The sequence below is a fragment of the Paenibacillus spiritus genome, from assembly GCF_008710135.1.
GTDB classification, from domain to species: domain Bacteria; phylum Bacillota; class Bacilli; order Paenibacillales; family Paenibacillaceae; genus Paenibacillus_AQ; species Paenibacillus_AQ glufosinatiresistens.
Map to the genome: position 1 here is coordinate 466,968 of NZ_VYKK01000004.1, position 12,285 is coordinate 479,252.

General features: G+C 63.0%; 11 protein-coding genes. All 11 read right to left on the minus strand.

Going from position 1 to position 12,285, the window contains the following annotated elements:
* Positions 1–14: 14 nt before the first annotated feature.
* The gene (locus F4V43_RS03965; protein ID WP_150456939.1) at positions 15–986 is read right to left on the minus strand and encodes a PhoH family protein; all 972 of its coding nucleotides are present in this window, start codon (positions 984–986) and stop codon (positions 15–17) included.
* Between the two features lie 6 nt (positions 987–992).
* The gene (gene yqfD / locus F4V43_RS03970; RefSeq protein WP_150456940.1) at positions 993–2,183 is read right to left on the minus strand and encodes a sporulation protein YqfD; all 1,191 of its coding nucleotides are present in this window, start codon (positions 2,181–2,183) and stop codon (positions 993–995) included.
* Positions 2,180–2,473, minus strand: coding sequence for a sporulation protein YqfC (gene yqfC / locus F4V43_RS03975; protein ID WP_150456941.1), 294 nt, complete (start codon positions 2,471–2,473; stop codon positions 2,180–2,182). The genes yqfD and yqfC overlap by 4 nt, the downstream gene beginning before the upstream one ends.
* A 216-nt stretch (positions 2,474–2,689) precedes the next feature.
* Entirely contained in the window at positions 2,690–3,313 is a 624-nt protein-coding gene (locus F4V43_RS03980) for a hypothetical protein (protein ID WP_150456942.1), read from the minus strand.
* 34 nt (positions 3,314–3,347) lie between these two features.
* Positions 3,348–4,349, minus strand: a complete 1,002-nt coding sequence (gene floA / locus F4V43_RS03985; RefSeq protein WP_150456943.1) for a flotillin-like protein FloA — start codon at positions 4,347–4,349, stop codon at positions 3,348–3,350.
* A gap of 8 nt (positions 4,350–4,357) precedes the next feature.
* On the minus strand, positions 4,358–5,761 hold the full coding sequence (locus F4V43_RS03990; protein ID WP_411898447.1) for an NfeD family protein: 1,404 nt from the start codon (positions 5,759–5,761) through the stop codon (positions 4,358–4,360).
* A gap of 198 nt (positions 5,762–5,959) precedes the next feature.
* The gene (locus F4V43_RS03995; RefSeq protein WP_150456944.1) at positions 5,960–6,403 is read right to left on the minus strand and encodes a GatB/YqeY domain-containing protein; all 444 of its coding nucleotides are present in this window, start codon (positions 6,401–6,403) and stop codon (positions 5,960–5,962) included.
* Positions 6,404–6,419: 16 nt separating this feature from the next.
* Complete coding sequence (gene rpsU, locus F4V43_RS04000; protein WP_005547957.1) at positions 6,420–6,593, minus strand: 30S ribosomal protein S21; 174 nt, start codon at positions 6,591–6,593, stop codon at positions 6,420–6,422.
* Positions 6,594–6,709: 116 nt separating this feature from the next.
* Positions 6,710–7,069 (minus strand): histidine triad nucleotide-binding protein, encoded by a 360-nt coding sequence (locus F4V43_RS04005; protein ID WP_150456945.1) that lies wholly within the window; start codon positions 7,067–7,069, stop codon positions 6,710–6,712.
* Positions 7,070–7,606: 537 nt separating this feature from the next.
* On the minus strand, positions 7,607–11,095 hold the full coding sequence (locus tag F4V43_RS04010) for an AAA family ATPase (RefSeq protein WP_150456946.1): 3,489 nt from the start codon (positions 11,093–11,095) through the stop codon (positions 7,607–7,609).
* A complete protein-coding gene (locus tag F4V43_RS04015; RefSeq protein WP_150457049.1) occupies positions 11,092–12,267 on the minus strand; it encodes an exonuclease SbcCD subunit D in 1,176 nt (391 codons plus the stop codon). The genes F4V43_RS04010 and F4V43_RS04015 overlap by 4 nt, the downstream gene beginning before the upstream one ends.
* Between the last annotated feature and the right edge of the window lie 18 nt (positions 12,268–12,285).

Consider the following 12,285-nt stretch of genomic DNA (forward strand, 5'->3'; position numbering starts at 1 on the left):
GAAGACAATCCCCTTTATTCAAGGTTTTCGGCTGAACGTTCATAGGCAACGATGATTTTTTGGACAAGGGAGTGACGAACCACATCCTGCTCCGCAAAATAGACAAAGCCGATTTCTTCAACGGACGACAAGATCGTATTCGCTTCGATAAGACCCGATTTCTTGCCCCGCGGCAGGTCAATCTGGGTAACGTCGCCCGTGATGACCATCTTCGACCCGAAGCCCAGACGCGTAAGGAACATCTTCATCTGCTCCGGCGTGGTGTTCTGGGCCTCGTCTAAAATGATGAAGGAGTCGTCCAGCGTGCGCCCGCGCATGTAGGCCAGCGGAGCGATCTCGATCAGCCCGCGCTCCAGCGCCTTGGATACCTGATCCGGCCCCATGACATCATACAGAGCATCATACAAAGGCCGGAGATAAGGGTCTACCTTCTCCTGAAGGTCGCCCGGAAGGAACCCGAGACTCTCGCCGGCTTCCACCGCCGGACGGGTCAGAATAATCCGCTTGGCCGTGCCCTCCTTGAGAGCGGCTACAGCCAGAACAACGGCCAGATACGTCTTGCCTGTACCCGCCGGCCCGATGCCGAAGACAATATCGCGTTTCTTGATTGTAGTTACGTAGTGCTTCTGTCCGATGGTCTTGACGCGGATCGGCTTGCCCCGGTAAGTCGTCGTAATCTCGCCTTTGAATAGATCCAGCAGTTGATCGGCCTTGAAATCTTTCGCCAGCTCGACCGCATACTGAACGTCCCGCTCGGTCAGAATGTACCCGCTGCGAATCAGTGTCAGCAGCACCTGGAAGAGCTGATCCAGCATATCCACCTCGCGGCTGCCTCCGCGGATTGTGATTTCCGCTTCGCGGGAATCGACCACGGCGGGAATTTCCTGTTCAACCAGCTTCAGAAACCCGTCCTGCGGACCGAAGAGCGCCAGCGCTTCGCCCGCATTCTGCAATGATATCCGTACGCTTGCACTCTGCTCTGCCAAATAGCCTCATTCTCCTTGGTTGTATACTATCGGTAGCTCCTGAGAGATAACCTCTTCCACTTCAAAAAGCACTTTCATATAAACTTTACCATTCTCTTTCTTCTCATGCAAAATTTTTTGACTCCGAATGACGCTGTCCGTGCCGTAGCGGGCCGCAATATCGGCCATCGCCGCGGTCAGTCCTTCCCGCTTCGCCTCCGCCGCGGTTACGGTCTCGGAAGTCTGGCCGACCTCCATCTCCTTCTCGGTCATTACACCGACAGGAAGCTCGATCCCCCGCCAGGTCAGCGGGTCCATCTGGGACAGTGTACGGGACTTCGCATACGGCTCGCGGCCATAGCCCCAGAGCTGCACCGCCCAGTTGCCCAGCACGAGATAAGTCCGGTCTTTGCGCCCTCCGGTGTAGGCGTCCCGGGTGCGGGTCAGCGGCACGGCAATCTCGTACTCGTGCCAGACGAGCCCTTTGACCGTGCCTTTGGCCACGACGCTCTGACTGTTCTCCTCGTCTCCGAGCGTGCCGGAGATGAGAATCTGGCCCTTCTTCACGCGGGCATGGCGGGAGACAACCGGCCGGCCCTGCTCGGCAAACACATCCGTCACCACGGCGTCGCTGCGGCTGACCAGATGGCGCGGACTGCTGAGCGGCTTCTCGGGAGGCAGATCGGCCTCGACCACCTGAATCGTAATTACGGTCCCGCTGCGCTGAATCCCGACCCAGGAGACGCCAGGAAGCCGGCTTGCGAGCTTCTTCGACAGCTTGTCCGGCTCCTCCAGCCGCCAAATCCACTGAAACGCCGAGAGCCCCTCGCGGCGGGCCGCATCCAGGATATCCTCGCGGGCCAGCCGCTGGTTCCCTTCCACGCGGATGCTCCAGACGAGCGAACACAAGAGAAACAGCAGCACCGCAAAGAGCACCATCCCGGCCGCAAAAAACTTGCGCTTCCACAGACGCGCCAGCCGGAACGGCAAGCCGTCCCGCTTCGTTATCCTGACCCGGCAGCCTGTCCCCCGCACGAACGGACGCAGCCGGCAAAAGTCGCCCAGCAGCAGCTTCAGCGACACCCCGTCCTCCCCGGTCCGAACTTCCCAGACCACAATGCCCGCCTCCGTCAGCGCATTGAGCAGCCGTTCGGGCCGTTCGCCGGTAATCCGGACTCTAACCGTCCCGCGCAGCTTCGATGCCGGCGGTTGCTTCATAGGCCATCCCCGCTTTCTTTATAGCTGATCTCGCCAATGATCCCCTCCACGGCCATGTCTCCGCCGATGATCGAGGCAATCTCGAGTCCTTCGCCTTGGATTTCCAATACTCCGTTCTTCAGCGCCAGCTTCAGCCGGCCGGGGGAAAAATCCAGCACGCCGCGGTGGTTCTCGATATGCAGCTGCCGGTTACCGATCAGGGTAAGGCGAGGCAGATCATGCACCAAATCCTGCGGCAGATCCAGCATCCCGCCGGTCAAGCCCCGTAGTCTGCGGCCAATCCGGGTCATAGGTAGAGACTCCCCCTTCCTGTACTTCTAACCTTATGCGGAAGAAAGGCGCTTTATGAGAGCGGGGAGATTCCGGCATGGCAAAAAAGAGTGTCCCCGTCACGGCCGGTAAGGCCGCTTGGGGGACACTCTTGCCTTGCAGGGAAAAGGCCGCTTGACGGACGCGGCCAAGGATTGCCGGCCAGCGGCCGGACAGCAGCGCAGCCGGCTGCGCGCTTAACGGGGAGGCCGGCTTCCGTGCGGCCGGCGGGCCCGGGGCGGCCCGAGGATCTCCGCCCAGATAAGCCCTTGGCGGAGCCGCTCGGTACGCTCCGCCTCCTCGGCCTTGGCTCCGCTGCGGACAGGGCGGTTCCGGGCGGTCTGCCCGGAACGGGCATTGCCCGGAGCCGTCGTCTCGATCTGGTCAAAGACCGCATGCATGCGGTCCAGCTCGCGCTGCATAGACCGGATGCGGTCGTCCAGGCTCGTGTCCGGCTGCTCCTGCGATATCCCTTCGCCCGTCTCGTAATCGGGCGAAGGCGGGGGCGGCGCAAAAGGCGACGCGCCGCGTTCTTCCGCCGGCCGCTGCCCGGCCGGCGCCGGACGGTCCGCCCGGGTTCCGGGCGGACCCGGGAACCCGCTCCCCCCCGCGGGGCGGGACCCCGGCTCCCGCGCCTGCTGCGCGCGGGGAACCGGGCTGTCATCCCGCCGCCGGTCCGGGGCGGGACGGGACTCTCCGCCGCCCTGGCCGAACGGAGGCATGCCACCCCGGCCCGGCGGACTGCCTTTTCGGCGGGAGCCCTTGCCGAGACTCGACAGCAGCGCAAACGCAATGACCGCCACCACATACACTATGCTCACGGGGAATCACCTCTTCTGCCGCCGATGGACGGTCTTATTTGCCGCTCTTCGGCGCGTCCGGCCCTTCGGCATCGCTTGTTTTGCCCAGCGAACCGCGCATCTGCGTATCGGCTTCAATGTTCTTCAGATTCATATAATCCATCACGCCGAGCTGGCCGCCGCGCAGCGCTTCAGCCATGGCCAGCGGCACCTGGGATTCGGATTCCACGACCAGCGCCTTCATTTCGACGACGCGGGCTTTCATCTCCTGCTCCTGGGCAACGGCCATCGCCCGGCGCTCTTCCGCCTTCGCCTGGGCGATCCGCTTGTCGGCTTCCGCCTGCTCGGTCTGGAGATAAGCGCCGATGTTCTTGCCGACGTCGACGTCCGCGATGTCGATGGACAGAATTTCAAAGGCCGTCCCGGCATCCAGCCCCTTGGACAGCACGGTCCGGGAAATGGAATCCGGATTCTCTAGCACGTCCTTGTGCGAGCCGCTGCTGCCGACTGTCGTTACAATCCCCTCGCCGACACGGGCGATAATCGTCTCTTCGCCGGCGCCCCCGACGAGCCGGTCGATGTTCGCCCGCACTGTAACGCGGGCCTTGACCTTGACCTCGATGCCGTCCTTGGCGACGGCCGCAACGGTCGGAGTCTCGATCACGCGCGGGTTAACGCTCATTTGAACAGCCTGGAGCACATCGCGCCCGGCCAGATCAATCGCGGCGGCGCGGGTGAATTCCAGCGGAATATCCGCGCGCTGGGCCGCAATCAGGGCATTTACTACCCGGTCGACGTTACCGCCCGCCAGATAGTGACTCTCTAGCTGGTTGATATTGAGGCCAAGCCCCGCCTTGGTGGCCTTGATCATCGGGTTGACGATCCGGCTTGGCGTGACGCGCCGCAGCCGCATCGCGACCAGCGTGATGATGCTGATGCGCACGCCCGAGGCCAGGGCCGAAATCCAGAGCATAAACGGGAAGAAACTGAAAAACACGCTCAGTACGATGACCGCAACGACCGCGATCAGCAGAATGGTGACCAAAGATGCATCCATGCCACTACCTACCCTTCAACTTGAATTGTTTGAACGACTACCTTGCCGCCTTCTACGCGAATGACCCGCACCGGCACGCTGGCGGCGATAAATCCGCCCTCCGTAATGACGTCGAAGCGGCGGCCGCCGATCTCCGCCGTCCCGGCCGGACGCAGCGGCGTCAGACTGACGCCTCTCTCCCCCAACAGCTCCGGCAGCGGGGCAACCGGGACGAAGCCTTCCTCCCGGGTCAGGCTGCTGCTGAGGATGAACCGGTTCCAGATCCCCCGGTCCCGAAATACCATAACCACAATCGCAATGACCACGACCGCCGCGCCGAAGGCGATGCCGAGCGAGAACAAGGCATGCTCCAGACTGAACGCTGCCCGCACCACCCCGGCAATCAGACACGCCGAGCCAAGCAGACCCAGAATGCCGAAGCTCGGTACAAAGACCTCCAGTACGAGCATCACCAGTCCGGCAATGAACAGCAGCCAGGTCTCGGCCCCTGCGAACCCCGCCACGTAGTTCCCGAAGAAATACAGGACAAAGGCGACGATGCCGACGATGCCAAAGACACCGAACCCCGGGACTAGCAGCTCGATCACAACTCCGGCAATTCCGAGGAACAGCAGGATCGTCATCACGATCGGATTCGTCAGAAAGGTCGACAGCTTCTCCGCTCCGGTATGCTTCACCTGAATCATATCATGCCCGCCGTACCCCATCCAGTCCGCCGCTTCCTTCACCGTCGGCTCAATCGCATCGGCGTAGCCTGCCTTCAGCGCCTGCTCCGGCGACAAGGCGGTGATCTCTCCCTTCTCTTTCTTCAAGCCGATCTCCGGCTTGTCAAAGACAAGGTTGCGGTCGGTCATTCCGGCGGCAATGTCGGGATCGCGCCGGTTCAGCAGGGCCGCGCCTGTCATTTTGGCTTTCCAGAAGGAGATCAGCTTGGCGTCTTCAATGGCTCTTCCCGATCCGTCCACCAGCGAGGCTGATCCCATCATGCTTCCCGGCTTCATGACAATGGCATCCGCGTTCAGCGCGAGATAGCTTCCCGCAGAAGCCGCATCGCCTTCGATGTAGGCCAGGACGGGAATCCTGCTGTCGCGGATCAGGGCCCCGATCTCTTCGGCGCTTGCTACCAGGCCTCCCGGCGTGTCAATCGTCAGGACGATCAGAGACGCCTCATACTTCCGGGCTTCCTTGAACCCCCGCTCCAGAAACGCCTGCAGCCCCCGTTCAATCCGCTGATCCACCGGTATGACGTACACCGGGCCCTGTCCCGCAACATCCGTCTTCACGGAAGGCCTCGCTTCCCCGGAACCAGACGCAGCGGAGACGGAGGGCAGGGCCAGCAGCATAAGCAGGCACACCAGCATCAGGCAGACGGCCGGCCATCTTTTTTGAAAGGTCACGTTTCTCTCCTCCATTCCCTTGCGGATCGACATTCCCCTTAATGCTACATACGCAGGAATAACGAAAGCGTTTCATCGGCCGGAAGGCCGGGAGACAATCCCATCATACCCGCCATACTCCCCAAAGATTCCGAACTGCGTCTAAATGCGGCTTAAATAAAGAAAAGCCGCCACACATGTGGCGACTTCTCGTCAATCTTAAAGGTGCTTTGCTTATTGCAGAAATTGCTGAACCGCTTGGTTCACGAGTTTACCGTCGGCGCGCCCCTTGACTTTCGGCATCAGCGCGCTCATCACCTTGCCCATTTCGCTTTTCGAAGAAGCACCGGTTTCCTGGATGGTCTGCTGTACAATTGCCTTAATTTCTTCTTCGGTAAGCTGCTGGGGAAGATACTCCTGAATAACCTCGATTTCTGCTTTATTGCTCGCGGCAAGTTCGTCGCGGCCCGCTTTCTCAAATTCCTGGAGGGCATCTTTGCGCTGTTTGATCTCACGACTAAGGATATCAAGCACTTCGCTGTCGTCTAATGTTCTCTTCAAATCTATTTCAAGATTCTTTATCGTCGAACGAACCATTCGAATGGTGGAGAGTCTGAACTTGTCCTTACTCTTCATCGCTTGCTTCATATCTTCGTTCAATCGTTCGCTAAGATTCATGCTACTTCTTTTCCTCCTAGAACTTTCTCTTGCGAGCAGCCTCGGACTTTTTCTTGCGCTTAACGCTTGGCTTTTCATAATGCTTGCGTTTCTTCACCTCAGCCAAGACACCATCCTTTGCGATGGAACGTTTAAAGCGACGAAGTGCAGCATCAATTGTCTCGTTTTTGCGAACTTTCGTTTCAGACACCAGTTTTCCCTCCCTCCGACCAGACCGTCCAAGAGCATAACACGGTTCATCAAATTTCATTATAGTTCATTGCAAAACAGGGTGTCAACCTATAGTGAAGGTTTTTATTCTCCCGCTCAGGAATGGGAAGCCGAGATGCCGGTCAGGGCACCGAGCTTCGCTCCGCCGAGCAGATGATAATGCAGGTGGTAGACGGCTTGTCCGCTGTCTGGGCCGCAGTTGTTAATCAACCGGTACCCGCTCTCGGCAATCCCCAGTTCGGCGGCGAGCTTCTGCGCAACCTGGTGAATCTCGGCGATCAGCGGGAGGTCCTCCTCAGTCACATCGTTCATCGTCGGAATCGGCTTCTTGGGAATGATAAGCACATGAACAGGGGCCGCCGGTTCGATATCGTGAAAAGCGAGAATCCGCTCATTCTCGAATACTTTATTGCTCGGAATGGTACCTTCGATGATTTTGCTGAAAATCGTCTCCATCTGGCTCGTTCCTCCTACAGAATCAAGATCACGGTCGCTCCTGCAATCGCTGTTCCTCCATCATACAGGAAAATGTTCTTTCGCGAAAGACGGAGGACCTCTATTCAGGCCCCGAAAAAGCCTAGTCGTGCAAACCTTGAGGCTGCGGCCGATGAAGCCTGCGGATGACAGCCTTCCAAGGCTGTATCAGTAACAGTTGTCCCTGTTTGGACTTGATCCCCGGAAGCGGCGGTCCGGTGAACAGCCGGACGGATCGCCCGCCGCCGTTCAGACCGGTCTTTCGATTCCTGCCGTTCTGAAGCCTTGCGCCCGCTTCTGCCGCGGAATTAGCGGCGGAGAAATGCGGAACAGTAAAAAAGACAAAAAAAAGAAACACCCTTCGCAAGCTCAGAGAGCTGCTCTGGCGGCGAACGTATACTTGGGAGTTCATCCCCCGCATACGTCCGCCGAGGTGTTTCAAGAAGATGTCGGCTTAGCTGTATTATAACAGCGGGGTGCCACAGCCTCTGTGACCGTTGTCACACCCCGCTTGCGGTTTTACATTTTTTCCAAAACGATTCGCGACCCCTGTCCGCCCGGCTCGGCCGGGACGACGATGAGCTTGCGGGCGAGGCGCGCGCGCAGCTCGGGAACGTGGCTGATGATGCCCACCGACAGCTTGTCGTTATGCAGCCGTTCCAGCGACGTAATCACGGTATCCAGCAGTTCGGGGTCAAGCGTCCCGAAGCCTTCGTCCAGGAAGAAGAACTGCAGCGGATACTGCCCGCGAAGCTGGATCTGGGCCGACAGCGCCAAGGCCAGCGAGAGCGAGGTCAGGAACGTCTCTCCGCCCGAGAGCGTGGAGACCGGACGCTTGACCCCGCCGTTGCCGTCATCGCGAATCACGAACCCTCCGCCGGAGTCCACCTCCAGGGAATAGCGCTGCTTGCTCAGGTAGCGCAGCCGCTGGGAGGCGGCCTGGCAGACCTGCATCAGCTGCTCTTCGGCGATGTACTCAACGAAGGCATTGCCCCGAAGACAGGACTGCAGCTTGCCGAGCCGTCCGCGCTGCTCTTCTTCCGCCGCCCGCAGTTCCTCCAGCTCCATCCACCGCACATGGCGCCGGCGCAGGTCTTCCAGGTCGCGCTCGGCCCTGGCCCGGCTCTGAAGCGCTTCCTCATCCGCCGCCTTGGCCTGGTCCAGCCCGTCCCTGGCGTCTGCCCATTCCTGCTCCCCGATGCGTTCGCCGTTCAGCTTCTCCACAATGTGGCGAAGCTGCGCTTCCGTCCGGGCCAGACCTTCGCGGTGCTCCCGGATCAGGGCCTGACCCCGCTCCTGCTCTCCGGGGCTCAGCGCCGCCGCAAGCGCCTCTTCAGCCGTAGCGAACGGAGAACCGCTCAGCAGCTCTCCGAAGCGTCCGGCCGCCTGTTCCTCATGCTCTCTGGCCGACTCGAACGCTTGGCGGGCGATTGCGGCTTCCTGGGCAAGCGCCATCGCAGCCTCGGCGTTCTGCCGGTGCAGAGCCCGCGCCTGCTCAGCCGCCGCCCTCAGCCCCTTGAGGCGCTCCTCGCATGCCTCCAGCAGCCCTGCGGCCGGCCGGCCTTCGGTCCACTGGAACAGCCGCTCTTCCTTCTCCCGGATCAGTTCGCCCCGGCTCTGTATGCCCGATTCGCACTGGACCAGCTGTTTGTCCAGCTCGGCAATCTCTTCCCGAAGTCCCTGGACCAGCATCGTCTTGTCCTCCAGGAACTTGACGCTGACTTCCAGCCGGGCGCGGATATCCTCGGCCTGCTCGTCCTTGCGCCGCAGCTCCCGGCTTGCTTCCTCGGTGTCTTCCGGCGCAAGCCCGGGAAGCTCTTGCCGCCATGCTTCCAGGAGAGCCGCCGCTCTGCGGTTCAGCTCATCGGCTTTGCCCGCGGTCTGCTCCGCCCAGCTTCGCTCGGCCTCCACCGAGGCCGTCTCCTTCTCCCCGAGCTGCCAGGCGGCCTGCCAGGCGCTGCTCCAGCGCGTTCCGGCTGCCCGCAGTTCCCGGGACCGGCTGCCGGCTTCCCCGGCGGCGCGCTCCAGCTCCTCCAGCATCGCTGCGGCAGCCGGCCCGTCTGCCGCAAGCCCGGCCGGTACCGCTTGGTCCCCCCCGACCGCTGCCGCCTGGTCCCCATCTGCGCCGTTCCGTCGCGCAGATTCGCTTCCGGCTGGCGCTTCGCCCGCGGCTGCCGCCGGCGGGAACGCTTCTTCCGCAGGCAGGCTGTAGGACTGCGCCAGCAGGATGCGGTCCTGCTCGGCCTGGACGCGCAGGGCGGCGGCAAGCTCCGCCGCTCTGCGCTGGAGAAGGCGCGTCTCCTCCAGCGCCCGGGACGCTTCTTCCGCCCCGTCTTCGCCGTCTTCCTGCGGCGCGGCGGGGGCGGGGTGGCTCAGGCTGCCGCAGACCGGACACGGGCAGCCTTCCTCCAGTTCGCGCGCGAGCGAGAGCGACAGCCGGTGAATCTCGCCGCTGCGGCGCGCGTCCTCCAGCGCCGCGGCGCGCCGGTCCAGCGCATCGGCCGCGCCGGAGGCGCGCAGCGCCAGCTCCTGCATCGCTTCCAGATGCAGGGCGATCTCACCGGCGGCGCGCTCCCGCTCCGCCGTCAGTTCCGCCGCCGTCTTCGAGGCGGCGGCCAGGCGCTGCTCCGCCGCAGCCAGCGCAGCGGCGCGGGCGGCGCGCTCCCGCTCCGCGTCATCCCGCAGGGACTCCGCGGAGCGCAGCGCTTGCAGACGCTGCATCGCTTCCTGCAGCGTCTGCCGCTCCCGGGAGCGGACTTCGAGCGGCTGCAGCATCGCCTGCAGCTCGGTCTGGCGCTTCTGGCCTTTGGCCGCGAGCTCCCGCTCCCGTTCCAGGCTCTCCTTCTGGCCGCCCAGACGGCGGCCCGTCTCCTCGCGGCGCCGGCTCCAGTCGGCCAGCTCGCGGCGCAGAGCGCCCAGCTCGCCTTCCAGCTCCAGCGCCCGGCGGAAGCGCTCGGCGCCTTCCCTAAGACCCGGCTCCTCGCGCTCCAGCGCCGCTGCGCACTCCCGGTCCGACGCTTCGGACCGGCGCGCCGCCTCCTCGGCCCGGGCGCTTCTTGCGGCCTGGGCTTCGGCGGCGGCCTTCTTCGCTTCGGCGGCCGCCGAAGCCTCCTTCCAGGCCCGCAGCGCCGGAGCAAGCTTCCCGGCCTCGTCGCTGCGGCCGAGCGCCGCCTCCAGGCGGGCGATCTCCGGCTCGGCGGCCAGCAATACCTGACGCCGGCGCTCCCGCTCTTCGCGTTCGGCCTGAAGCTCCCGGATGCGGCCGAAGCGCTCGAACCGTTCCTGCGCCTCCGCCAATCTCCGGCGGCAGTCTTCGGCATGCCGGACCGCTTCCGCGAGCCGCAGCCCGGAAGCCTCTACCTCCTCGGCTCCGGCATTCCCGAGCCCCTGGCGCTCGGCCTCCAGACTGCGAAGCGCCGCCTCATTCTCCTTCACCCGCCGGCTCAGCTTCAGGGACAGCACATCTCCGTACTGCTCCAAGTGGAACAGGCGCTGCAGCATCTGGCGGCGGTCCGCTCCGCGCAGCGACAGAAATTCTGCGAACTTGCCCTGGGGCAGCACAACCGCGCGGGTGAAGTCATCCATCTTCAGTCCGATCCGTTCCTCTACGCTGCGGGTAACATCGGCCAGCTTGTCCGCCACTACGACATCGCCGCCGTCCGTCACCTCGACGAACCGGCTGACCGTGTTGCTTACGGTCTGTTCCCCTGTCCGCTTGAAGCGCCGTTCCACCCGGAAGCGGCGCGGCCCGTCCGCGCCCGACAGCTCGAAGGTGAAGGACACCGCGAGCTGGTCTTCCGAATGGTTCATAATTCCCTGGGTCCCGCCCGGCGCCCGTTCCACCTTGCCGTACATCGCCAGGGTAATGGCATCCAGCAGGCTGGACTTGCCGCTGCCCGTCGGACCGAAGATCCCGAACAGCCCGGTCTCGCACAGATGGGCAAAATCAATCTCCTGCGGCTCCCGGTAGCTCTGGAGCCCCGACAGCTTCAAATGAATCGGCTTCATTCGGCCTCCTCCTCCCGTTTGTCTTCCTCCTGGGCCAGCTGCAGGAACAGCTCCACCATCGCCTCGTCCGGCTCCGCGCCGCCTGTCTGCCGCTGGTAGAACTTGCGGAAGAGTTCGTGCACTGGCAGACGGGAGCGCAGCGACGCTTCGATCTCGCGCTCCATCTCGGGGTAGACCGGCCGGATGTGAACGATGCCGTCATGGGCCCGGCGGAGCCGCTGAATGTCGCCCAGCGACAGCGCCTCGTCAAGACGGATGCGCAGGTCGATGAACGCCCCGGCGTCCATGCCTTCGTCCAGCCGGCGGTAGACTTCGTCGAGTCCGCCGGCCACGTCCCACTCTACCAGCGGACGGCCGCAGCTCAAATAGACTTCCCGGATCAGCGCCTCTCCGCCGGGAGCCGCATCCAGCACGGTCACCGACTTGGCCTGGCCCGCCTCCGAGAAGCTGTATGCAAGCGGCGAACCGCTGTAGCGGATGTGGCCGTTCCCCTTGACCCGCTGCGCCCGGTGCAGGTGGCCCAGAGCCGTATACTGGGCCCCGCAGTCCAGCGCGGAGGGATCCACGGTATAGGCGCCGCCGACCTGGATCGGCCGTTCGGAATCCGACTCGACCCCGCCCAGCACATAAATATGGCTCATCGCCAGATTAACGGTCTGCGGCGTGAACTCGCGGGCCAGCGTCTTCATCAGCATCCCGACCCTGGCGCTGTAGGCAAGCCGCAGGCCGGTCTCCTCGTTGTCCTCGGCCAGCAGTTCGCCGAGCCGGGCTTCGGAGGGATACGGAAGCGCGGCAATCTTCGCAAGCTCTCCGGTACGCGAAATGCCGACCGTCAACGGACTGGCCGCCGGCATCCCCACCAAATGGATGCCCTGGCCGGAGACCAGCGGCGATACCGAAGCTACCCGTTCCGGATGGTCATGGTTGCCCGATATGACGACCAGGGGACGTCCGCCGGCGGTAAGTCTGGCCGCCGCTTCATAGAATAACTGCTCCGCCGCCGCCGGAGGGTTGACGGAGTCGTAGACATCTCCCGCCATCAGCACCAGATCAATCTTCTCGTCGTCGGCAATGGCCACCAGCTCGTCAACGAACGCTTCCTGCTCCGCCTGCCGGCTTCTCCCCTCCAGCGTGCGTCCGAAGTGCCAGTCGCCCGTGTGCAAAATCCGCATAACATTCCTCATTCCCGC